The sequence below is a fragment of the Stenotrophomonas genospecies 5 genome, from assembly GCF_054473825.1.
The window spans coordinates 348,658-371,316 of the sequence record NZ_JBTMUW010000001.1 but is presented as its reverse complement, the minus strand read 5'-3'; the positions used below and the strand labels follow the sequence as shown (position 1 = coordinate 371,316).

Sequence of the window (22,659 nt, the reverse complement as noted above, 5' to 3'; positions counted from 1 at the left end):
GCCTCAGTTGCCGAAGAGGCGATTGCGGAGGGCGATGGTGGTCTGGTAAACGGCGCGCATGCGGCCGTCCTCGGGCGCGGTGAACGTGACGCCCATCGAGGTCAGCACCGCATTCTGGTCGGCCTGAGGGGCGGCCGAGGGATCGGGACTGGCCATCACCAGGCCCATCTGCACGGCACCCACGCGCCGCCAGGCGTTGATGTTGGGATTGGCCGATGCCTGCACGGTGGCCGCGGTGCCCTGGCGATCAATGAAGCCGGTCGGGTAGGCACTGGTCAGGCGACGATCCTGGCCGTACAGCAGCTGCATGTTCTCCACACCCTCCACCAGGGCCTCCGGCGCGCCGGCGACCAGCGCACCGTTGGGCGTGGCGTTGAAACGCACACGGTACAGTGAGGAACGTGCGCTGGCAGCGTCGTAGCCCACGTAGTACACAGCGCTTTCCGCACGATGCAGCATCGCCTGGCCTGCGGTCACCGGACGGATGAAGTTGCTCGCATTGTTCGGTGCATCGCCGAAGGTGATCGTGCCCCCTGCCTTGTCGATGCTGCGCGCCTGGAAAACGGTGGCGCTGGCGCAGTCGGCAGCGCCATACAGCCCGGAATCGGCAACGCCACTCTGCAGCACGGCGAGTCGCGCCTTGTCGAAACTGAAAACCGGCTGCGCGACGGTACCGCCGGAAGCCGTGACCGGCACGCCGTCCGGCATCAGGTATCGCAGGGCGACGATGTCGCTGCCGTTGACCCGGTTGGGCAGCGCCGCAGCGAATTCATCGGGCAATGCGGGCGTGTACGCGGTGCCGCCCGTCGCCGGAGTGGCCGGCAGCGTCACCGCATCGCCGGGTGCCGTATCGGTCGCCTCGTAGCCCTGGATGGATCGCTGGAAGTCCAGCGCCGGATGAGGCGTGGCCGCGAACGTCGTAAACAGCGAGACGCCATCCGGCGACTGCCGGGCCTGATCGTTGACGCAGCCGAAATGACCTGCCATGCGCAGTTCGCGCTGCAGGGTATCCATGGCGAAGCGACTGTTCTCCTGCACGCGCGCCAGGCCATCGGACAGCTGATAGGCAGCACGCGAGGCCGCGAACACCTGGACGACACCGAGCATGACGATCACGCCGATGGTCAGCGCGATCATCAGTTCGACCATGGACAGGCCGGCCATGCGCCGGGCCGGGGAAGGCGCGCGCATCACAGGCGGCTCCCGGCACTGAAGGTGGTATCGCTGGCGTCAGCGTTCCAGCGCTCGTCACCCCACGTCACGCTGACCGTGTACTGGGTGCCGGCACGTGCGACCTTGGCCGTGGCCCCATCCCCCAGCGCCTTGCCGAGACGGCAGGTCCAGTCCAGGGTGAACGCGTCCTTGCCGATGTCGTTGCCGACCGGTGGCAGGCAGTTCTTGGCCGCGGTGGTCGCCGTGTAGTCGCCCACGTAGGACGGTGCCATCGAGCGGTTCATCCGCAGCTGATCAAGCATTTCGTAGGTCAGGTTGGTCGCCTGGGTGCGATAGTTGGCGCTCTGCACGAAGCGTACGTTCATCGTCTGCAGCAGTGCGAAACCCAGCAAACCGACCCCCAGCACCAGGATCGCGATCAATACCTCGATCAGGCTGAAGCCGCCCTGTGCGTTGCGCGGGGAACGGAAACGGGGCGTTCTCACTTGCAGTCCTCCTTCAACAGACGCACCTGCCCGGTCGGGGACAGGCGAAGCGTGCGCTGCAGCGGCTGCTTGCCGCAGTTTTCCGGGCGCAGCGTCAGGTCGAGCGTGGCATTGGCGCGATTGCGGCCCCGCGGGTCGAAACTCACCGACAGGTCGGGCGTACCGACGGCGACCAGCGCCGAACGTCCGGGGCTGTAGCGCAGGACGGTTTCGCCGGCACTGAGCGCGCCGTCGCCGTTGCTGTCGGCCCAGACCAGCCAGCCATCGGTCCAGCTGTCGCCATCACAGGACGTGCCTCCGGCAGAGGCACACACGCCGCCGCCCCTGCGGTTCTTCACCGCTTCACTGCGGGCCAGCGCCATCGACGCGATGAGGTCATTGCTGGTGGTGGCGATGCGGTTGGAGCGGATGGTGCTCTGGAAGCTCGGAAACGCGATCGTCGCCAGCACGCCCAGCACGACCACCGCGATCATCAACTCAACCAGCGTGAAGCCGTTCTGCCGGCGCAAAGACATGTGGACGCTCCCCAGCGTATTGATCGCCACCATGGGCCATCACCCTGCCGCCAGCAAGCGGCGGCAGGATGAACGGTCAATCCGGGGCGACGGGCGTCAAACGCTTGACGAACCGCCCTTCCCCACCGCTGCCGGCGCGATCCCCATCGCGCCGGCACGGTCTCAGGCCAGCACCTGGTAACAGGGCTGGTACTCGCCGGAGATCTTCATCCGGCGCTGCTCGACGAAGGCGCGCAGCAGCGCGTCCAGGGCCTGCATCATGTCCGGGTCACCGTGGATCTGGAACGGCCCGAACTGCTCGATGCGGCGCATGCCATCCTCCTTCACATTGCCGGCAACGATGCCGGAGAAGGCACGACGCAGGTCCGCCGCAAGGGCATGCGGCGCACGCCCATGGTGCAGATCCAGTGCAGCCATGGCCTCATGCGTCGGCACGAAGGGCTGCTGGTACTCCCACGGAATCTCGATGGACCAGTTGAAGAAGAACGAATCCTTCTGCGCCAGGCGATGCTCGCGCACGCGCTTGATGCCGGCGGACATCTTCCTGGCCACGGCAACCGGGTCGCCGATGATGATCTCGTAACGCTCGGCGGCAGCATCGCCCAGGGTCAGCCGGATGAAGCGGTCGATCTGCTCGAAATACGGCGCAGCCACGGTCGGGCCGGTCAGGATCAGCGGGAACGGCAGGTCCCTGTTCTCGTCGCGCAGCAGGATACCGAGCAGGTACAGGATCTCCTCGGCGGTGCCGACACCACCGGCAAACACGATGATGCCGTGGCCGATGCGGACGAACGCCTCCAGGCGCTTCTCGATGTCCGGCATGATCACCAGGTGGTTGACGATCGGGTTGGGCGATTCCGCAGCGATGATGCCCGGCTCGGTCAGGCCGATGTAGCGCGTCACCGTCTTGCGCTGCTTGGCGTGGGCAATCGTGGCCCCCTTCATCGGGCCCTTCATCGCACCTGGTCCACAGCCGGTGCAGATGTCCAGGCCGCGCAGGCCCAGCTCGTAGCCCACCTGCTTGGTGTACAGGTATTCGTCGCGCGAGATCGAGTGACCGCCCCAGCAGACCACCAGGTTCGGGTCACCGGGGTTGAGGATGCGGGCGTTGCGCAGCAGGCCGAACACCGCGTTGGTGATGCCTTCGGAGGACTCCAGTTCGGCCGCGTAGGCCGGGCCCATTTCGATGGCCATGTAGGCGAGGTCGCGGACCACGGCAAACAGCAGCTCGGCCACGCCGCGGATGATTTCGCCATCGACGAAGGCCATCGCCGGCGCATTGACCAGGTCGATGCGCACGCCACGATCCTGCTGCGCGACCTGGATGTCGAAGTCGGGATAGAGATCGCGCGCCGCGCGCGGATCATCCGATGCGCTGCCGCTGGTCAGCACGGCCAGCGCGCAGCGGCGCAGCAGCTCGTGCATGCCGCCGCCGGAGGCGTCGCGCAGGCGCGCCACTTCTGCCCGCGACAGCACATCCAGCCCACCGCGCGGGTAGATCCGCGCGTCCTGTACCGGCAGCGCACGGGCTGCCTTTTCGTTCGTGGTCATATCCAACGTTTCGCTTCCTTCAAGGTTTCCGACTGTACTGCCGCCCCCTTAAAAAGCAAAACGGCCGGGAATCCCGACCGTTGGATATGTGCTGACCGCGTTCGCCATTCCGGGACCGCATCTGCGGCATCGGCGCCGCGCACGAACCCGGATGCTACGCCGATGTCGTGGCCACTGCAAGAACTTTTACCCGAACGGGAAACGGCCGGGTTACCCCGGCCGTTTCCGTCTACTGCGTGATGTTCCGACGGATCAGAACTTGTACTTCAGGGTCAGCTGCATCGACCAGCGCGACACGGCAGTGTTGCCCTTGTCGTTGTTGTTTTCCTGGATCGCGGGGTTGTCGGTGGAACCGGTGAACGAGTACACGTACTTGCCGGTCGCCGGGTCGATACCCGCGTAGTTGGCGACGCGACGGGTGGCGTAGAAGCCGTAGTCGTCGATCAGGCCCCACTTCTTGTTCAGCAGGTTGCCGACATTCATGATGTCCAGCGCGATCTCACCCTTGTGGCTCTTCACGAAGCCCGGGAACTCCTGGCTGATGCGGACGTCGAAGGTGTTGATCCACTTGGCACGGTGCGAGTTGGCCGGGACCACGCTGCCACGGTAGGCATCGAGCTCCGGATTCTGCGCCAGCCAGTTGAAGAAGTCCTGCTCCATCTGCGCGCTCTGCACGAAGCGACCACCGACCACCGAACCGAACAGCACGTCACCCGGGCCGCTCGGCACATAGAACAGATCGTTGGTGGTAGCACCGTCGCCGTTGGCATCGTTGTAGAAGATGTAGCTGTACGGACGGCCCGAACGACCTTCGTAGAACAGGCCGACGCGGGTGGCGTTGTCACCGAAGAAGTTGTGCTTCCACTCCAGGGTGCCGGTGATGCGGTCCTTGATCGCGTAACGCGAATCGTAGGCCACGTCTTCGTTGGCGTTGAAGATCAGCGTGTTGTTCCAGTTCGAGGTGTTCTGCGAGCTGGTCAGCGGGCTGACTTCCTTGGACTTGGTATAGGTGTAACCCAGCGACCAGCCCCAGTTCTCGGTCAGCGGCTTGGCCAGCGAGAAGGTGGCCTGCGTACCACGACCCTTGTCGGTGTTGCGCATGACCAGCACGTCGCCGATGTCGCTCGGACGGTTGGCACGGTCGGTGGCACGGTTGGTGCCGGTGGTCATGCCGAAGTTGGTGCCACCCGACATGCGGCTGTTCGCCGGATTACGGCCATTCGCATCCCAGTAGATCGCACGACCGTCCTGGCCGTAAGCGGTCGGCGCCGAAACGTCGAGACGGTCGAAGTAGATGCCGTCCTTGACCTTGGTCATCAGCACTTCGGCCGACGCCACGATGCCGTACCACGGCAGCTCATGGTCGAACGCCAGGTTGGCCTTCCACACCGACGGCAGGCGGGTGCCCGGGGCGATGATGTCGACGTTCTGGCGCGCAGCTGCGGGGCCACCAGCCGGAATGTACGGATTGTTGCCGTCCGGGGTGAAGCCGCTGGTCAGGTTGCGCTCATCGTACTCGATGTAGTTCAGGCCGGTGTTCTGGTAGGCACCCGCCAGCCACACGTTCGGGGCAGCGCCACCGAACAGGCCCACGCCACCACGCAGCTGGGTCGGGCGCTCGCTGTCGAAGGTGTAGTTGAAGCCGACGCGCGGCTGCACCAGGTTCTTGTCGACCAGCTGGGTGTTGTTGAAGCCGTACAGCTGCTCGATGCGCGGGTTGTACAGGCGCTGGCTGCTGAAGTCAGGCATGTCGACGCGGACACCGAACATCAGGCTCAGGTTGTAGTTGATGGCCCAGGTATCCTGGACGAACACACCGGTGTTCTTCAGGGTGAAGTCTGCCGGGATATCACTGCGGCTGCCGCCGGCGCGCGGGGCACGCAGCTGGTAGCGCGCGATGCGACCGTTCAGGAAGTCCTCGACGCTGTTGAACTCGTAGACGCCGTTGAGGTTGCGGCCGTAGAAGTTCATCAGGTCGTTCTTCGAGTAATCGAAGCCGAACTTGACGGTGTGATCGCCGATGTACCAGGTACCGGCACCGAAGGCGCTCAGTTCCTTCGATTCCACGATGTTGACGTGCGTGTTCTGCTCGGTACCGACGTACAGCGAGTCGTTACCCGAACGGATGCGGATCTGCGGCATGTCGACCAGCGGAACGCGGTTGGCCGAGTAATCCTTGTGCGAGACCTTGAACTCGGTCGAGAAGTTCTCGGACCAGTCGCTGAACAGTTCGCCCATCCAGGTTTCGTATTCGGTCGGCTGCTGGTACCAGAAGTTGCTCAGCGAGATCGCACTGGTGCTGACCTGCGGGAAGCGGACGACGTTCTGCTCCATCTTGTTGTAGCGCAGGGCCGCACGGTGGTTTTCATTGATGTTCCAGTCCAGCTTGACCGCGTACTCTTCGATTTCGGTCTTGCTGTTCGGTGCCGTCAGGCTGCCCGGGTCATAGCCGAGTCCACCCAGGAAATTCTGGACGTCGGTGATCTGCTGCTGGGTGATGGTGCCCTTGCCGATCGGGGTGTCGCTCAGGCTGATGCCAGCGGCCGAACGCTCGTACTTCTCGTAGTTGCTGAAGAAGAACAGCTTGTCCTTGACGATCGGGCCGCCGAAGGTCATGCCGTAGGTCTTCTCGTCCTCGAAGCCGTTGAACTTCTCGCCACGCAGTTCCTCGCGGACCATGTCCTTGTCGCGGTAGGAACCGTAGACAGTGCCATGGAACTCGTTGGTACCCGACTTGGTCACGGCATTGATCACCGCACCGGTACCACCGGCGATGGTGGTGTCGTAGTTCGCGAGATCGATGTTGATTTCCTGGATGGCATCCATCGACACCGGCTGACGCTCGGTCGGCAGGTTGTTGGAGCCCAGGCCGAACGGATCGGAGGCACTGATGCCGTCGATACGGATCGCGTTGTAACGGGTGTTCTGACCGCCAGCCGAGATCGCGCCGTCAGCCTTGCTGACCTGCGAGATGCGCGGGTCCAGGCGGATGTAGTCCTGGATGTTGCGGTTGGCCGACGGCAGCGCGTCCATCGTTTCGCGGGTCACGTTCGAGCCGGTACCCATCTTGGTGGCGCTGAAGATGTCCAGGCCGCCCGCGGTGGCGACAACATTCACGGCGTCCAGGTTGGTGGCCGCCACGTCGCCGGTCAGGTTGGCATTGACGGTGTTGACCTGGTTCAGGTTCAGGTAGACACCCTCTTCGGTCTTGGTGCCTTCACCCGGCTTGGTGATGGTGATGGTGTACGGACCACCCACGCGCAGGCCGCGCGCGTTGTAACGACCCGACGCATCGGTCGTGGCGCGCGAAACGGTGCCCGACTCGGTGTGGGTGATGGTGACTTCAGCACCGGCGACAGGCTGGCCAGCGGCGGACACGACCTGGCCGCCGACACCTGCAGAGGTGCTCTGGGCGAAGGCGGGAGCGGCAGCAAGTGCGGCCACGAGACCAAGGGTGAGCTTGGACATCCGGAGTGGGTGGGTCATCTAGGGTAGCCTCGATACGAGTTGGCGATGGCGGAAAAAAGACGCATCCAAGCGGCCTTGCGGGTGGCCGACTGGACAGTGATCTGGGGTTCCCGACCGTGTTGGCTGAAGGCAGCCATAACGGTTAACACTAGATTAACACGCTACGCCATCAATGTGACGGTTGTGCGACAAACGGCACCGGATCGCAACGCAATCATGACGGGATCTTCATCCCGCCTTACGTCGCCCTTCACTCTGCCGGGCGTGCGCTGCCTGCATCCAGGATCTGCCCCCGCCAGGCCGAGCCGGCACTGGACAGCAGGGTCACGGCCGCGGCCGCGGCGGCCTCGGGCCCCTGCGCAGCCGGGTCCTGGTCGATCGAGTAGGCGCGGGCGCGCAGGGCCGTGCGCAGGGGCCCCGGGTACAGGCCGCTGACCCGGACCTGACTGCGGCCCAGCTCATCATGAAGGCTGGCGATCAGGCCGCGCAGGCCATGCTGGGCGGCGCCATAGCCTCCCCAGTAGGCCTGCCCCACCCGTTCCGGGGCATCGACCGTGAACACCAGCGCCGCATCCTCGCGCTGGCGCAGCAGCGGCAGGCAGGCCTGCGCCAGCCAGGCGGGTGCGGTCAGGGTGACGTGGACGGCGCGGGCGAAACTTGCGGGGTCGGCCAGTTCGAACGGGGTCAAGCCCGGAAAGTGGGCGGCGCAGACAAGTAGCCCGTCCAGTCGCCCCAGCTCCGTCTGCAGCGCTTGGGCGAGGTCGGCGTAGTCATCGGGACCGGCCCCTTCCAGATCCAGCGGATACAGCAGGGGCTCGGGACCGGCTGCCTGCACCTGGGCGTAGACCCGGTCCAGCCGGCGCGGCTTGCGCCCCAGCAGGACCACGGTCGCGCCTGCGCTGGCGGCGGCCACTGCGGCGGCACTTCCGAGGCCACCACCGGCACCGGCCACGAGCACCACGCGGTCCTGCAACGGGCGGCCATCGAGCGCCCCGTTGGTCGGTGACGTCGATGGCGGCGCACTCATCCCAGGGTCGCCTCTTCGACGATGCGCTTGAGCTCGCCGGATTCGAACAGCTCCATGATGATGTCGCAGCCGCCGATCAACTCCCCGTTGATGAACAGCTGCGGAAACGTCGGCAGGTTGGAGAAACGCGGCAGGTTCGCGCGGATTTCCGGCTCCTCCAGCACATTGACGGTGCGCAGGGAGACGGCGCCGGCAGCCATCAGCGCCTGTACGGCGCGGCTGGAGAAGCCGCACGTCGGGTATTGCGGGGTGCCCTTCATGAACAGCACGAGCGGGTAACGATCGACCTCGGCCTGGATTTGCTGCATTACCGCCACAACCACACTCCTTGCTTCGCCGGACAAACCGACCGCGATGGTCGGCTAGACTGCCCAAGGTAGCCGCCATTGTAAGCGGATGGAACCGGCTGCCGCCGCCCCTCTGTCCACGAACCTGTCCATGCCCGTCGAACTGCCTGCCCTGCCCTACCTGTCCGGCTCCCTGCAGCCCCATCTTTCCGCGCAGACCGTGGAACTGCATCACGGCGCGCACCATCGTGCCTACGTCGATGCGGTCAATGCCGGCATCCACGGCACCGAATGGGAAGAGGCCTCGCTGGAGGAGATCGTCCGTCATGCCCAGGGCGCCCTGTTCGACGCCGCGGCCCAGGCCTGGAACCACGGCTTCTATTGGCAGTGCCTGCGCCCGCGCGGCGGCGGTGAGCCACAGGGACGGCTGGGCGAGCTGGTCAAGCGCCAGTTCGGCGACGTGCAGCGCCTGCGCGAGGAGTTCAACCGTACCGCGCTGGGCCTGTTCGGCTCCGGCTGGGTGTGGCTGGTGCAGCATCCCGGCGGCCAGCTTGGCATCCAGGCCACCCGCAACGCCGGCACCCCGCTGACCGGCGACAGCACGCCGCTGCTGTGCTGCGACGTGTGGGAACACGCGTACTACACCGACTACCAGAACGACCGCACGCGCTACCTGGAGGCATTCTGGCAGCTGGTCAACTGGGAATTCGCCGAGAGCCGGCTGCGCTGAGAGCATCCGCCGGGCGTGGCCCGGCAGCACCGGGCCATGCCTGGCGACACGGCGGGCATCAGGCGCTCTCGTGCGCCGCCACCGCATCCATGACCCGGGCCGAGTACACCAGTGCCGCGCCCGCGTTGAGCGAAACCGCCACCCCGAGCGCCTCGGCGATCTCCTCGCGGCTGGCGCCCTGCTTGAGCGCGGCATCGACGTGCACCGTGATGCAGCCGTCGCAACGGGTGGTCACGGCGACCGCCAGCGCGATCAGTTCGCGGGTTTTTGCATCGAGATGGTGGGTCTGGGCACCGGCATTGGCCAGAGTGGCGTAACCCTTGATGGTATCCGGCGAGAGCTTGCCGATCTCGCCGATACGGCCCTTCAGTTCCTTGCGGTATTCGTTCCAGTCGAGCATGACGATGACTCCGGGGAAAGGAGCCTTACGCTATCACCCTGGTTGATGCGCCGATGCGTGCATCGGCGCGTCACAGCGTTGCGCTTCCGCGTCGCGGTCAACCGCGCAGTGCCCGCACCGCCGGTGCGACCTGCAGCTGGCGCCCCAGTGCCTCGCCCACCTGTTCCAGCGCCGTGGCCAGTGCGCCGGCCTGGTCGTCGCGCAGCGTGGCGTGGCCCACCTTGCGGCCTTCGCGGGGCCGCTTTCCATAATCGTGCCAGTGGCCGCTGGCCTGGGCCAGCACCGGCGCCGGGTCCGGCATCTCGCCCAGCCAGTTGAGCATGCAGGCGTGGCCGAGCATGCGGGTACTGCCCAGCGGCAGGCCCAGCACGGCGCGAAGATGATTCTCGAACTGCGAGGTCTCGCTGCCTTCGATGGTCCAATGGCCGGAGTTGTGCACGCGCGGCGCCATCTCGTTGGCCAGCAGTTCGCCGTCGCGGCAGAACAGCTCCAGAGCGAACACGCCCACGTACTGCAGATGCTCGGCCAGCCGTCGGGCATAGCCGATGGCGGCATCCTGTTCGGCGGCCGACAGCACAGCAGGCGCCACACTGGCCGAAAGCACGCCATCCACATGCCAGTTGCCGGTCACCGGCCAGGCCTGGAAACCGCCGTCACGGCCGCGCACGGCCACCACGCTGACCTCGCGCTGGAAAGCCACAAAGCCCTCCAGGATCAGGCCGGTGTGCTCGACCTGGGCGCCCAGGGCCTGCCAGGCAGCGTCGATGTCAGCTTCGCTGCGCAACCGGAACTGGCCCTTGCCGTCATAGCCGAGGCGACGGGTCTTGAGGATGCACGGCAGGCCGAACGCGGCCGCCTTCGCGGCGAGCTCCTCGCGGCTGCGGATATCGGCGAACGGCGGCAGCGGAATGCCCAGCTGCTGGAACAGCGTCTTCTCGCTCAGGCGGTCCTGCGCTACAGCCAGCGCTGCGGGCGGCGGATACACCGGCACCCGCTCGGCCAGCCACTGCGCACTGTCCGCGGGCACATTCTCGAAGTCGAACGTCACTACATCGACTTTGGCGGCGAAGTCCGCCAGCGCCTGGCGGTCATCGAAGGCACCGACGGTGAGCGGTGCCAGCGGCCCGCTGCAGGCGTCCGCCGCCGGATCGTACAGTTCGAAGCGCAGTCCCAGCGGCGCACCGGCCAGGACCATCATGCGGGCCAGCTGGCCGCCGCCGAGGATGCCGACAGTCAGGTTCATTGGCGCGGGTCGTCGTGGGCCATCACATCTTCGGTCTGGCGCGTGCGGAAGGCATCCAGCGCCTGGCCGATGGCCGGCTGGTCGCTGGCCAGCATCGCGGCGGCGAACAGCGCGGCGTTGGAGGCACCCGCATTGCCGATGGCGAAGGTAGCCACCGGAATGCCGGCCGGCATCTGCACGATCGACAGCAGCGAGTCCATGCCATTGAGCGCCTTGGACTGCACCGGCACGCCCAGCACCGGAACCGCGGTCTTGGCCGCGATCATGCCCGGCAGATGCGCGGCACCGCCGGCGCCGGCGATGATCGCGCGCAGGCCACGTCCACCCGCCTGTTCGGCATAGCTGAACAACACATCCGGCGTCCGATGGGCGGACACCACCTTCACTTCAAACGGAACACCCAGGGCCTCAAGCTTCTGGGCGGCGTGCTGCATGGTTTCCCAGTCGGAGCGGGAACCCATGACGATGCCGACGAGCGGCGCGTTCGGATTGGGGGTCATTGGCCGTCACCTGCCTTAAAGACGTATTCTAGCCGTCTTCCACGCAAGACGAAGAACCATGGATCGCAAGCTGCTCGACCTGCTGGTGTCGCCGGACACCCGCCAGCCCCTGTCCCTGCTGGATGGCAAGGGCCTGGAAGCCCTCAACAAGGCGATTTCCGCCGGCGCGGTGAACAAGGCCGACGGCAACCCGCTGGCACAGCCGCTGCGCGAGGCCCTGGTCACCCGTGACCGCAAGCAGGTGTTCCGGGTCGACGACGGCATCCCGGTGCTGCTGGCCGAGGAGGCCATTCCAACCGCGCAGATCGCTGACTTCCCGGCCGCATGAGCATGCTGCCGACGCCGGATGCGGCCGTCGTCGCCGCCGATGTCGCCCGCGCGCTGGCGGAGGATCTGGGCAGCGGCGACGTCACCGCCGCCCTGCTGCCCGACCAGGCTGACAGCGCCTACCTGCTGTGCAAACAGGATGCGGTGATTGCCGGCCGGCCGTGGTTCGATGCCACCCACCGCGCGCTCGACCCGGACGTGCGCATCGAATGGCGCATCGCCGAAGGCGAGTCCGTCACTGCCGGTACGGTACTTGCGCTGCTGCACGGACGCAGCCGCAGCCTGGTCAGCGCCGAGCGCACGTCGCTGAACTTCCTGCAGACCCTGTCCGGCACCGCTACCACCACGGCGCGCTACGTGGCCGCCGTGGCCGGCACCGGCACGCGCATTCTCGACACCCGCAAGACCCTGCCCGGCCTGCGCCTTGCACAGAAATACGCAGTGCGCTGCGGAGGCGGGGAAAACCATCGTTTCGGCCTGTACGACACGGTGATGCTGAAAGAAAACCATATTCGTGCCGCCGGTTCGCTGGCCGCTGCGGTGGCGGCCGCGCGTCGGCAATGGCCACGGTTGCCACTGGTGGTCGAGGTCGAAGACCTGACCCAGCTGCGCCAGGCGCTGGAGTCCGGCTGCGAGCGCATCCTGCTCGATGATTTCAGCCCCGACCTGCGCCGTGAAGCCGTACGCATCACCGCCGGCCGCATTCCGCTGGAGGTGTCGGGCAGCGTCGGCCTTGGCGGCCTGCGCTCGATCGCGGAGGACGGCGTGGACTGCATCTCCATCGGCGGCCTGACCAAGCATGTACAGGCCATCGATCTGTCACTGAAGCTGGGCCCACCGCCGGGTTGAGGCCCGGTAACGCCTGACGCAACCGCGTTGCCCGCCGGGCATGGCCCGGCGCTACCGGACGCGTCATGCACTGGGGAGCGCCGGGCCATGCCCGGCCGACATTGACGGATCCACCCGGCGTTCACGACGGCGCTGCGACGCTGCGCGCATCCCCCACTGGAGCCGCGCATGCGCCGGATGCTGTTGCCTGCCTGTCTGCTGCTCGCGTCAATGCCCTTGTCCGCCGCAGCGGCCGAGGCCTGTGATGTCCCGCCGCGCTTCGGCCTGAGCCCCTTGGCCATTGCCATCCGCAACGCGGCATGCAACGAGCATCGGCTGTGGTTCCGCCCCTTCATCGACCGCGATGGCCGCGCCGCCAGCCTCAGCGTCACGGAAGCCGAGAACGAGCATCTGGCCGACAACGGCCTGATTGCCTGGCAGCGCGTCTCCCACTACTGGCGTGACAGCGGGACGCTCAACGCCATGGGCAGCATCGCCGGTGCCAGCAGTTGTGCCGCACCACTGGGCTCGCGCTATACCGACAGCGACTGCCGTGCCTTCCTGATCGACAATCCCTGGTCGGCTGCCTTCATTTCCTGGGTGATGGTGCGCGCCGGGGTCCCCGGCTTCAACACCTCGCCGCGCCACATCGACTACATCCGTGCTGCCTACCAGGGTGGCCCTTCCGGCGTGCCTTACCGGCTGGCCGATCCAGCCACGGCTAAGCCGGCCCCCGGTGATCTTCTGTGCTTCCTGCGCGACCGCAGCACCACGCTCAGCTACAGCGGACTGGTACAGGCGCTTGGCAATGGCTCGGTCGGCCATTGGAAGTCGCACTGCGAAGTGGTGGTCGCGGCCAATCTCGGCGGTGACCAGACCTTGTACCTGGTGGGCGGCAACGTCATGAACACCGTGGCGATGCGGCTGCTGCCGCTGGATCGGACCGGACTGATCCAGTTGCCTGCGGCCCGCGAACGCGACAGCACCGGCATCGAGCCCAGCTGCACGCCGGGGCGCGAGGACGAATGCAGTTTCAACCGCCAGGACTGGGCCGCACTGCTGCAGCTGACTGCGACCGCGCCGTTGATCGCACCGGCACCGGCACCGGCACCGGCAGCGGCAACGCCACCGATGACCACAGCGCCCGCAGTGCAGCCGGCTTCCGGTGATCCGCAGCGGATGAACTGAATCTTCTGCTTGATCCAGCAGGCATTCGCCGCCATCTTTGCCGCATCGACACCTGACGCCTAGGAACCATGCCCACCCTGCTGCTGTTGCTGATTGCCGGCGCCATCGTCTACTTCTTCTGGAACGCTGCCCGCTCCGCCGCCGAGCGCGCGGTCGAGCTGGGACGCAACGCCTGCCGCGCCGCCAATGTGCAGTGGCTGGACCAGGCGGTGCATGCCACCGGCCTGCGCCTGTCGCGCGGCGAGGATGGCCGGCTCGGTTTCGAGCGCACCTTCAAGTTCGAATATTCCTACGATGGCATCGATCGCCATGTGGGCCGGATGGTGCTGCGCGGCGATCAGCTGGTGTCGTTCACCGGCCCTGGCGCGGCGCGGATCAGCCAGATCCGGCCGGATGTGGACGATGCCGAGGATGTCTGATCCCGGACATCCACGCGTGGCGTGGATCTTCCTGATCCGGGATCGGTAGCGCCGGGCCATGCCCGGCGACCAGGTCTGTAGAACGGCAAGGCGCAAAGTTGCGCTGGACGCTCCTGCTACTTGACCACGCGCAGGTTCGGCCGGCCCTTCGGCGGCGGTCCTGCCGGCGGCGTATCCTCCGGCGGCGTGTCGTCGTCATGCAGCACTTCGTCGCCGGTCGACGCCGGTTCGCTGCCCGGAATGTCATCCGGCAGTGCCATGCCCTGCCCGGTCTCGCGGGCGTAGACGGCCAGCACGGCGCTGATCGGCACCTGCACCGGGTAGCTGGTACCGGAGAAGCGCGCCGAGAAGCTCACCATCTCGTTGTCGATCATCAGGCGCACTACCGCGCGTTCGGCGATGTTGAGCACCACTCTGCCATCCTTGACCGCCGAAGGCGGCACCTGCACGCCGGGGACGCCGGCGTCGACCAGGATGTGCGGGGTCAGCTGGTTGTCATTGATCCATTCCACCAGTGCCCGCAGCAGGTACGGGCGGTGGCTGGTCATGTGGAAGAAGTCTTCGGTCATGCGTGAAGTGTACGCGCCCGACGCCCCGACCGGGGCGGATCGCCTGCACGCCGGTCGGCGTGCAGACGGGAAAGCAGCGGCCGGCTCAGACGGGCAGGTCGCGCAGCTTCTTTTCCTGCTCGGTCAGGCTGCGCACGAACCCCGGGTGGCGGAAGATGCGGTTGCCGTAATCCTCGATGGCCTTGCCGTCCTTCGGCAACGGCACATCCAGTGACTGCAGGCGCCAGATGATCGGCGCCATCGCGCAGTCGGCCAGGCTCATTTCCGGGTTCAGGAAGAACTTGCTGGCCTTGAACAGCGGCAGCGACGCGGTCAGCAACTCCTTCAAGCGCTTGCGCCCGGCCTCGGCCTGGGTCTTGTTGCCCAGCTGGATGGCCTGCACCTGCGGCACCCAGTCGTGCTCGATGCGCAGCATCGCCAGGCGGATGCGTGCACGTGACAGCGGATCGACCGGCATCAGCGGCGGATGCGGATAGCGCTCGTCAAGGTATTCGCTCACCACCGAAGCGGCGTACAGCACCAGTTCGCGCTCGACCAGGGTCGGCACCGAATGGTACGGATTGAGGTCGATCAGGTCTTCGGGCGGATTCTGCGGATCGACCGCAACGAAATCGAACGTCACACCCTTGGCCGCAAGGACCAGGCGCACACGGTGGCACAGTACATCGTCGTTCGAGGAAAACAGCGTCAGTGTATTGCGCATGCGTACGCTCGCCGCCATCAAAGGCTCTCCTACGACAGGAGACCGCCTGCCGCATCGGCGCCGCCAGCACCGTGCCGGCGGTCGACTTCTCCCCGAGTGTGCAACCGACCATCACAAAAGCCAATAGGCCCAGCCAACGGCCGGCGGCAGAATCAGTGAACGTCCTTCCAGTATTCCTTCTTCAGCAGGTACACCAGGAAGGTCAACAGGGCCAGGAACAGGATCACCCACACGCCCAGCTGCTGCCGCTTGAGCGCAGCCGGTTCGCCGGCGTATTCGAGGAAGTTGGTGATGTCCCGCACGGCCTGGTCGTACTGGCCGGCATCAACCGAGCCGGGGCTGTCGATGCGCAGCCCGGTCACCGGCGGGTCCATGCCTGGCCCTTCGGCCTTGCCGTGCACGGCATGCTGCAGGCCCTGCATTTCCCAGAGCGGGTTGGGCATGGAGGCGTTGGCGAACAACGCGTTGTTCCAGCCCAGCGGGCGGCTGCTGTCGAGATAGAACGACTTGAGGTAGGTGTAGACCCAGTCGCTGCCCCGCACACGCGAGATCAGGCTCAGGTCCGGCGGCATCTTGCCGAACCACTTCTCGGCCTGCTCCTTGGGCATCGCCACCGGCACCGGATCGCCGATTGCCGCACCGGTGAAGTTGAGGTTGTTCATCACCTCTTCCTCGGTCAGCCCCAGGTCCTGCGCCATCCGCGAGTAGCGCAGGTACTTCAGCGCGTGGCAGCTGGAGCAGTAGTTCATGTACAGCTGCGCGCCGCGCTGCAGCGATGCGCGGTCACCGAGGTCGTTGCCGGCCTGCAGCAGCTTGGTGCCGCCTTCGGCAGCGGTGGCCAGGAAACTGCCCAGCATCAGGGCGGCCGCGAGGGCCAGCCGGACCATCCAGCGCTCAGTCATGCGTGGTCACCCTCTCCGGTACCGGCTTGGTCTTGTCCAGCCTTGTCCATAGCGGCATGGTGATGAAGAACGCGAAGTACAGGAAGGTCAGCACCCGCCCGATGTAGGTCTCGTGCACGTCCGTACCCGGACCGGAACCGATCACGCCCAGCCACACGAAGCACACGGCCAGCATGCCCAGCATCACCTTCGAGATCCAGCCGCGGTAACGCACCGACTTCACCCGCGCCTTGTCCAGCCAGGGCACCAGGAACAGGATGGCGATCGCCGAGAACATCACCAGCACGCCACCGAGCTTGTTCGGCACCACGCGCAGCATCGCGTAGTACGGGGTGTAGTACCACACCGGTTTGATGTGTTCCGGGGTCACCAGCCGGTTGGCCTCGGTGAAGTTGTCGTGCTCCAGGAACAGGCCACCAAAGCCGGGGGCGAAGAAGATGATGAAGGCGGCGATGATCAGCAGGAAGCCGGCGCCGACGCCATCCTTGAGCGTGTAGTAAGGATGGAAGGGAATGCCATCGGCCGGTGCATTGGGCGACCAGCGGTTGCCCTTGGGCCCCTTCTTGATCTCCACGCCATCCGGGTTGTTGGACCCCACTTCATGCAGCGCGCCCAGGTGCAGCACCACCAGCAGCAGCAGCACCAGAGGCAGTGCGATCACGTGCAGCGCGAAGAAGCGGTTGAGCGTGGCATCGCTGGGCAGGTAATCGCCCATGATCCACTCGGTCAGGCCATTGCCGATCACCGGAATCGCGCCGAACAGCGAGATGATCACCTTGGCGCCCCAGAACGACATCTGGCCCCACGGCAGCACGTAGCCCATGAAGGCCTCGGCCATCAGCACCAGGTAGATCAGCATGCCCAGGATCCACACCAGCTCGCGCGGTTTCTGGTAACTGCCATACAGCAGCCCGCGGAACATGTGCAGGTAGACCACGATGAAGAACAGCGATGCACCGGTGGAGTGCATGTAACGGATCAGCCAGCCCCACTCGACATCACGCATGATGTATTCGATGGAGCCGAAGGCCTCCGCCGCGCTGGTCTTGTAGTGCATCGTCAGGAAGATGCCGGTGACGATCTGGTTGACCAGCACCAGCAGCGCCAGTGAACCGAAGTAGTACCAGATGTTGAAGTTCTTCGGCGCGTAGTACTCGCTGACGTGCTTGCGGTAGATCGGCATCAGCCCCGGCGCGCGGGCGTTGACCCAGTCGGCGACGCCTGTCGCGGTACGGCTCAGGATATTGGCCATCAGGCTGCCCCCTCCGGATCGACACCGATGATGAGCGTGTTGTCGTCCTGGTAGTGGTGCGGTGGCACCAGCAGGTTGATCGGCGCCGGCACGTCCTTGAAGACGCGGCCGGACATGTCGAAGCGCGACTTGTGGCAGGGGCAGAAGTAGCCGCCCTTCCACTGCGGGTCATACGGTTCGGGGCGGATCTCGGCCACCATCTCCGGCGAGCAGCCCAGATGCGTGCACAGGCCGACCAGTACCGACACATCGGGCTTGATCGAGCGCAGCTCGGGATTCTGCTTGAGCACGTAGGCGGGCTGCTGGTCCTTCTCGCCGGACTCCGGGTCCTTGAGGCGGTCGTCGAGCCCATGCAGCGCGTCGAGGATCGCCTTGGACCGTTTGACGATCCAGATGGGCTGGCCGCGCCATTCCACGATCAGGCGCTGGCCTTCCTGCAGGGCACTGATATCGGCCACCACCGGTGCTCCCGCGAGCTTCGCGCGGGCACTGGGGTTCCACGATTTGATGAAAGGAACTGCGGTGAATCCGACGCCGACGGCGCCAACCACGGCTGTGGTGGCAGTAAGAAAACGCCGACGTCCGGTATTGACTGGATCGTGTACCCCATCGTTGGCCATCCGGCACTCCGATATTGATTAGGTAGCTTTAAGGCTGCCAGCGGTCTGGTGGGGGCCAGAGCCGCATTGAATCATGGGCGAGTGTAGCGGAACCGTTACGCGCCACACAACGCATTGCAACAACTCTTTGCACCGTGTGCCGATCGGCAGCCGGCGATGGGCCGTCAGTCGGCACCGGCACCGGCCGGACTACTGGTGACTCAAGGCACTGCGGTAACGCTCGGCCAGCTGGCCCACCCGACGCACGTAGTACTGGGTTTCGCTGTAAGGGGGCACGCCACCGTGGCGGTCGACCGCACCTTCCCCGGCGTTGTAACCGGCGGCGGCCAGGGTGAGGTTGCCGTTGAATCGCTTCAGCAGCCACGACAGGTACTGCACCCCGCCACGGATGTTCTGGCCCGCATCGTAGGAATCACTGACCCCGAAGCGCGCGGCAGTCGGCGGCATCAGCTGCATCAGGCCCTGCGCACCGGCGCGGCTGAGTGCGGTCGGATTGTAGGCCGACTCGGCATGGATGATCGCCCGGACCACCGCCTCCTCCACGCCGAACTCGCGCGCGGCCGAAGCGATCTCGGCCTGGAAGGCCGTCGTGTTCAGACGCACGGTGCCGAAGTCCACGCGCGGGTTGGCCCCACAGGCGTAGCAGCGCTCCATGAAGCTGTAGCGGATGGTGCGCACCGGCCCCAGGTGGGCAACCTGGCTGGGCCGCGCACTGGTGTAGTGGCGCACCCCATCCTTCATATAGGAATAGACCTGGCCACTGACCATGCGCCCGGTGCGGGACGTGCCGGCAGCAACCGCCGGAGTCGAAGCAGGCGCCGGTGCAGCCGGCACGGGCACGGCTGCACTGGCGGCCACCGCCACCGGATTGCGCTCGATGCTGGCCACGGTGGCCGGCACAGGCCTGGCAACAGTCGCTGCCGGGCGGGCCGGGCGGGCGGCCTCCCGGCTGTAGCTGATGGTGCTGCATTGGGCACCGGCCACACGCTTGCTCACATAGCTGGTGACCCCGTCTGCCCCCTGGCACTTGTACAGGGTGCCGGCGCTGGCCGGCGCAGCGGTCAGCGCAGCGATGATGATCGCCGTTGTCCCCAGTCTCCCCTTCATGGCCGCGAGTGTCCCAGCTTCGCCCCGCGTTGCCAAGCGGTGCGGCTCAGCCTGTGATGTCAGGCACAGCCAGCAGCTGCGCCAGCCCGCCCAGGCGCTGCGCCAGTTCCTGGCGCAGCGCCGGCGGCGTGGTCCACAGCTCCAGCGGCACCCGGTCGAGGCTGAGAATCTGCGCCAGCATCATGCCGCGGCTTTCCGCGCCCATGCGCAGCAGGCAGTGATCGGCACCCTCGGCTTCGAGCACGCCACACCAGGGGGGAATGCGACCTTCCAGCTCGGTGTGGCTGCCGGCCAGGCGCAGCACCGCCTGCAGTGCGAACGGCGCCTGGCTGACCGCCTGCCGCACCATCACATCGGGCGGTGCGGGCGTGCGCCGATGCAGGCCGGGCTCGGCCAGCGCGCGCACCGCGCCCATCCGGTCCACCCGCAACGTGCGCCAGTCCTGGCGGCCCAGATCCCAGGCCAGCATGTACCAGCGACGTCCGTAGTTGACCAGATGCTGGGCCTCGACCTCGCGCTGGGTCACCGCGTCCCGCGCGCTGCGGTACTCGAAGGCCAGCCGGGTTGCCTGGCGGCAATGCTGGGCCAGGCGCCCCAGCAGACGTGCGTCGGTGGAAGGCAGATCCGACAGCGTCGCGGTGGCGGCGTGCACCTCGCCGGCCTGCTGGCGGCGGCGGGTCGGCACCAGTGGATCGAGCTTGGACAGCAGACCGCGCGCGGTCTCGTCGATGCCGGCCACCGTGGCCGAGGCCGCACGCAGGGCGATGGCCAGGGTCGTCGCCTCCTCTTCGTCCAGCAGCATCGGCAGTACCGGTGCGCCCGCCCCCAGCTGATAGCCGCCCCCTACCCCGGCCGATGCCCTGACCGGATAGCCCAGCTCACGAAGGCGCTCGATGTCGCGGCGGATGCTGCGCCGGTCCACCCCCATGCGCTCGGCCAGCTCAGCCCCCGACCACTGTCGGCGGGCCTGCAGCAGGGCGATCAGGCGGAGCAGGCGATGGGCGGTATGGCGCATGAGGGATCGAGGACAGAAGTCGTCCGCAATAGTGCCCCAGCATGGGCCCCAGTTCACCCCTCTGCTGCAAGGAGCACTGCCATGACGTCCCGCCAGATCACCCTCTATCACGCTGCCCGTTCACGCTCGAGCGGCGCCGTGGCCCTGCTTGAAGCCCTGGGTGCCGACTACCGCCTGCATGTGCTGGACCTGAAAGCCGGCGCCAACCTGGCCCCGGCCTACCTGGCCATCAACCCGATGGGCAAAGTGCCGGCGATCATCCATGAGGGCGCGCTGGTGACCGAGCAGGTGGCGATCTACCTGTACCTGGCCGATCTCTACCCCGAAGCCGGCCTGGCGCCGCCGATCGGCTCGCCGCTGCGCGGCCCCTACCTGCGCTGGATGGCTTTCTACGGCGCCTGTTTCGAGCCGGCGATGATCGACCGCGCGATGCGCCGCGACCCGCCCCCGCAGTCGATGTCGCCCTACAACGACGCCGAAACCGTCCTGCAGGTGATCGAGGCGCAGCTGGCGCAGGGGCCTTACCTGCTGGGTGAGGAAATGAGCGCCGCCGACGTGCTGTGGGGCAATGCCCTGAAATGGACCACCGATTTCGGGCTGGTGCAGCCCGCCCCCGCCACGGCGGACTACATCGCCCGGATGGGCGCATTGACGGCCTTCGACCGCTCGCGGCAGATCGACGCGGAGCTGATCGCGGCGTAAGGGCGCCCGCCGGGCACGGCCCGGCGCTACCGGGCGCGGCAGGGGCCGTGCCCCATGAGCGTGCACCGCGGCGGGAGGCGCAGGATGCGGGTAGAATTGCCCGCTTTCCCGCCACCCGAATGGATTAAGCGCCATGACCGGGACGCCAGACGTCTTTCCGCCCGCCACGCCGGGCGGCACCCCGCTCGTTGCCCTGCCCTCCGCTCCGCGCACGCCGGAGCAGATCAAGGGCAAGCTGTACATCAAGACCCACGGTTGCCAGATGAACGAGTACGACTCGGCCAAGATGGCCGACGTGCTCGCCGCCAGCGACGGCCTGGTGCTGACCGACACCCCGGAGGATGCCGACGTCATCCTGGTCAACACCTGTTCCATCCGCGAGAAGGCGCAGGAGAAGGTGTTCAGCCAGCTCGGCGTCTGGAAGGGGCTGAAGAACCAGGGCCGCGAGGTCATCATCGGCGTCGGTGGCTGTGTCGCTTCGCAGGAGGGCGAGGCCATCATCAAGCGCGCGCCGTTCGTGGACCTGGTGTTCGGCCCGCAGACCCTGCACCGGTTGCCGGAGCTGATCCGTGCGCGTCGCGAGCAGAAGCGACCGCAGGTGGACATCAGCTTCCCGGAAATCGAGAAGTTCGACCGCCTGCCGGAGCCGCGCGCTGAAGGCGCGTCGGCGTTCGTGTCGATCATGGAAGGCTGCTCGAAGTACTGCTCGTTCTGCGTGGTGCCCTACACGCGCGGCACCGAAGTCAGCCGTCCATTCGAGGACGTGGTGGTGGAAGTGGCACAGCTGGCCGCGCAGGGCGTACGCGAGATCAACCTGCTCGGCCAGAACGTCAACGCCTACCGTGGCCCGTATGGCGATGGCGAGTTCGCCGATCTGGGCCTGTTGATCCGCACCATCGCCGAGATCGATGGCGTCGGCCGCATCCGCTTCACCACCTCGCACCCGCTGGAGTTCAGCGACTCGCTGGTGGACGCGTTCCGCGATGTGCCGCAGCTGGCCAACTTCCTGCATCTGCCGGTGCAGGCCGGCAGCGACCGCGTCCTGTCGGCGATGAAGCGCGGCTACACCGCGCTGGAGTTCAAGTCGAAGATCCGCAAGCTGCGCGCGGTGCGCCCGGACATCTCGATCAGTTCGGACTTCATCGTCGGCTTCCCCGGCGAGACCGAGGCGGACTTCGAGAAGACCATGAAGCTGATCGAGGACATCGGCTTCGACCACAGCTTCTCCTTCATCTATTCGCGACGCCCGGGCACTCCGGCCGCCGACCTGGAAGACACGCTCAGCGATGCCGAGAAGCATGCGCGGCTGTCGCGCCTGCAGGAACGAATCAACGCGCACGCCGCCGGCATTTCCGCGAAGATGGTCGGCACCGTGCAGACGGTGCTGGTGGAAGGTCCTTCGCGCAAGAACCCGAACGAGCTGACCGGCAAGACCGAGAACATGCGCTCGGTGAACTTCCCGGCACCGGCACGCCTGATCGGTCAGTTCGTGGATGTGGTGATCACCGAGGCATTGACCAATTCGCTGCGCGGGCGGGTGGTGACGGAAGGCTGATCGCCGGGGCGGGGGGAGCCATGTACGGCTTGCCCCCACACAGCAGTCGTGGTGATTTTCTCACCACGCCACGCATACCCTCTGTGCAGAAGG

The 22,659-nt window shown here is 66.4% G+C and carries 24 protein-coding genes; 7 read left to right on the top strand and 17 right to left on the bottom strand.

The window, feature by feature from the left end; all coding sequences use genetic code 11:
- Positions 1-3 precede the first annotated feature (3 nt).
- The 7 genes from ACX9OW_RS01650 to grxD all read right to left on the bottom strand — a co-directional run bounded on the left by ACX9OW_RS01650 (position 4) and on the right by grxD (position 8,536).
- Positions 4-1,191: a PilW family protein gene (locus ACX9OW_RS01650; protein ID WP_065175861.1), complete on the bottom strand. Its 1,188-nt coding sequence runs from the start codon at positions 1,189-1,191 to the stop codon at positions 4-6.
- A complete protein-coding gene (pilV, locus tag ACX9OW_RS01645; protein WP_053516615.1) occupies positions 1,191-1,658 on the bottom strand; it encodes a type IV pilus modification protein PilV in 468 nt (155 codons plus the stop codon). Before pilV ends, ACX9OW_RS01650 begins: the two co-directional genes overlap by 1 nt.
- Positions 1,655-2,173, bottom strand: coding sequence for a GspH/FimT family pseudopilin (locus ACX9OW_RS01640; RefSeq protein WP_065175926.1), 519 nt, complete (start codon positions 2,171-2,173; stop codon positions 1,655-1,657). Before ACX9OW_RS01640 ends, pilV begins: the two co-directional genes overlap by 4 nt.
- Before the next feature lie 162 nt (positions 2,174-2,335).
- Positions 2,336-3,724 carry a nucleotide 5'-monophosphate nucleosidase PpnN gene (gene ppnN, locus ACX9OW_RS01635; RefSeq protein ID WP_065175860.1) on the bottom strand — a complete coding sequence of 463 codons (1,389 nt, stop codon included), beginning with the start codon at positions 3,722-3,724 and terminating at the stop codon, positions 2,336-2,338.
- Positions 3,725-3,976: 252 nt separating this feature from the next.
- Positions 3,977-7,210, bottom strand: coding sequence for a TonB-dependent receptor (locus ACX9OW_RS01630; protein WP_074901106.1), 3,234 nt, complete (start codon positions 7,208-7,210; stop codon positions 3,977-3,979).
- Positions 7,211-7,442: 232 nt separating this feature from the next.
- A complete protein-coding gene (locus tag ACX9OW_RS01625) occupies positions 7,443-8,219 on the bottom strand; it encodes an SDR family NAD(P)-dependent oxidoreductase (RefSeq protein ID WP_459061809.1) in 777 nt (258 codons plus the stop codon).
- Positions 8,216-8,536: a Grx4 family monothiol glutaredoxin gene (gene grxD / locus ACX9OW_RS01620; RefSeq protein ID WP_053516610.1), complete on the bottom strand. Its 321-nt coding sequence runs from the start codon at positions 8,534-8,536 to the stop codon at positions 8,216-8,218. Before grxD ends, ACX9OW_RS01625 begins: the two co-directional genes overlap by 4 nt.
- 121 nt (positions 8,537-8,657) lie before the next feature.
- Between grxD and ACX9OW_RS01615 the strand changes: the two genes are divergently transcribed.
- Positions 8,658-9,236: a superoxide dismutase gene (locus ACX9OW_RS01615; protein WP_459061808.1), complete on the top strand. Its 579-nt coding sequence runs from the start codon at positions 8,658-8,660 to the stop codon at positions 9,234-9,236.
- A 58-nt stretch (positions 9,237-9,294) separates the two neighbouring features.
- Here ACX9OW_RS01615 and ACX9OW_RS01610 read toward each other — a convergent pair whose 3' ends face one another.
- The 3 genes from ACX9OW_RS01610 to purE all read right to left on the bottom strand — a co-directional run bounded on the left by ACX9OW_RS01610 (position 9,295) and on the right by purE (position 11,379).
- Positions 9,295-9,636 (bottom strand): carboxymuconolactone decarboxylase family protein, encoded by a 342-nt coding sequence (locus ACX9OW_RS01610; protein ID WP_053516609.1) that lies wholly within the window; start codon positions 9,634-9,636, stop codon positions 9,295-9,297.
- A 97-nt stretch (positions 9,637-9,733) separates the two neighbouring features.
- Positions 9,734-10,879 (bottom strand): 5-(carboxyamino)imidazole ribonucleotide synthase, encoded by a 1,146-nt coding sequence (locus ACX9OW_RS01605; RefSeq protein WP_053516608.1) that lies wholly within the window; start codon positions 10,877-10,879, stop codon positions 9,734-9,736.
- The gene (gene purE / locus ACX9OW_RS01600) at positions 10,876-11,379 is read right to left on the bottom strand and encodes a 5-(carboxyamino)imidazole ribonucleotide mutase (protein ID WP_053516607.1); all 504 of its coding nucleotides are present in this window, start codon (positions 11,377-11,379) and stop codon (positions 10,876-10,878) included. The genes ACX9OW_RS01605 and purE overlap by 4 nt, the downstream gene beginning before the upstream one ends.
- Before the next feature lie 58 nt (positions 11,380-11,437).
- Here purE and ACX9OW_RS01595 point away from each other — a divergent pair, with 58 nt between their 5' ends.
- The 4 genes from ACX9OW_RS01595 (at position 11,438) to ACX9OW_RS01580 (ending at position 14,141) form a co-directional block, all read left to right on the top strand.
- Positions 11,438-11,707 (top strand): Trm112 family protein, encoded by a 270-nt coding sequence (locus ACX9OW_RS01595; protein ID WP_005408847.1) that lies wholly within the window; start codon positions 11,438-11,440, stop codon positions 11,705-11,707.
- Complete coding sequence (gene nadC, locus ACX9OW_RS01590) at positions 11,704-12,555, top strand: carboxylating nicotinate-nucleotide diphosphorylase (protein ID WP_111186038.1); 852 nt, start codon at positions 11,704-11,706, stop codon at positions 12,553-12,555. The genes ACX9OW_RS01595 and nadC overlap by 4 nt, the downstream gene beginning before the upstream one ends.
- A gap of 168 nt (positions 12,556-12,723) precedes the next feature.
- On the top strand, positions 12,724-13,722 hold the full coding sequence (locus ACX9OW_RS01585; RefSeq protein ID WP_346475514.1) for a DUF2272 domain-containing protein: 999 nt from the start codon (positions 12,724-12,726) through the stop codon (positions 13,720-13,722).
- 68 nt (positions 13,723-13,790) lie between these two features.
- Complete coding sequence (locus tag ACX9OW_RS01580) at positions 13,791-14,141, top strand: DUF3301 domain-containing protein (RefSeq protein WP_053516603.1); 351 nt, start codon at positions 13,791-13,793, stop codon at positions 14,139-14,141.
- A 116-nt stretch (positions 14,142-14,257) separates the two neighbouring features.
- On the opposite strand, the gene ACX9OW_RS01575 is transcribed toward ACX9OW_RS01580, so the two are convergent.
- The 7 genes from ACX9OW_RS01575 to ACX9OW_RS01545 all read right to left on the bottom strand — a co-directional run bounded on the left by ACX9OW_RS01575 (position 14,258) and on the right by ACX9OW_RS01545 (position 20,309).
- Positions 14,258-14,710: a ClpXP protease specificity-enhancing factor gene (locus ACX9OW_RS01575; RefSeq protein ID WP_053516602.1), complete on the bottom strand. Its 453-nt coding sequence runs from the start codon at positions 14,708-14,710 to the stop codon at positions 14,258-14,260.
- Between the two features lie 85 nt (positions 14,711-14,795).
- Positions 14,796-15,431, bottom strand: coding sequence for a glutathione S-transferase N-terminal domain-containing protein (locus tag ACX9OW_RS01570; RefSeq protein ID WP_053516601.1), 636 nt, complete (start codon positions 15,429-15,431; stop codon positions 14,796-14,798).
- Between the two features lie 134 nt (positions 15,432-15,565).
- The gene (locus ACX9OW_RS01565) at positions 15,566-16,315 is read right to left on the bottom strand and encodes a cytochrome c1 (RefSeq protein ID WP_053516600.1); all 750 of its coding nucleotides are present in this window, start codon (positions 16,313-16,315) and stop codon (positions 15,566-15,568) included.
- Positions 16,308-17,567, bottom strand: a complete 1,260-nt coding sequence (locus tag ACX9OW_RS01560) for a cytochrome b (protein WP_053516598.1) — start codon at positions 17,565-17,567, stop codon at positions 16,308-16,310. Before ACX9OW_RS01560 ends, ACX9OW_RS01565 begins: the two co-directional genes overlap by 8 nt.
- Positions 17,567-18,187 (bottom strand): ubiquinol-cytochrome c reductase iron-sulfur subunit, encoded by a 621-nt coding sequence (petA, locus tag ACX9OW_RS01555; RefSeq protein ID WP_053516597.1) that lies wholly within the window; start codon positions 18,185-18,187, stop codon positions 17,567-17,569. The genes ACX9OW_RS01560 and petA overlap by 1 nt, the downstream gene beginning before the upstream one ends.
- 189 nt (positions 18,188-18,376) lie before the next feature.
- Positions 18,377-19,294 (bottom strand): lytic transglycosylase domain-containing protein, encoded by a 918-nt coding sequence (locus ACX9OW_RS01550; protein WP_459061807.1) that lies wholly within the window; start codon positions 19,292-19,294, stop codon positions 18,377-18,379.
- 46 nt (positions 19,295-19,340) lie between these two features.
- Positions 19,341-20,309: a helix-turn-helix transcriptional regulator gene (locus tag ACX9OW_RS01545; RefSeq protein ID WP_459061806.1), complete on the bottom strand. Its 969-nt coding sequence runs from the start codon at positions 20,307-20,309 to the stop codon at positions 19,341-19,343.
- Positions 20,310-20,390: 81 nt separating this feature from the next.
- On the opposite strand from ACX9OW_RS01545, the gene ACX9OW_RS01540 reads away from it, so the two are divergent.
- Positions 20,391-21,011 carry a glutathione S-transferase family protein gene (locus ACX9OW_RS01540; protein ID WP_053516594.1) on the top strand — a complete coding sequence of 207 codons (621 nt, stop codon included), beginning with the start codon at positions 20,391-20,393 and terminating at the stop codon, positions 21,009-21,011.
- 133 nt (positions 21,012-21,144) lie between these two features.
- On the top strand, positions 21,145-22,566 hold the full coding sequence (gene miaB, locus ACX9OW_RS01535) for a tRNA (N6-isopentenyl adenosine(37)-C2)-methylthiotransferase MiaB (RefSeq protein WP_065176220.1): 1,422 nt from the start codon (positions 21,145-21,147) through the stop codon (positions 22,564-22,566).
- Positions 22,567-22,659 lie beyond the last annotated feature (93 nt).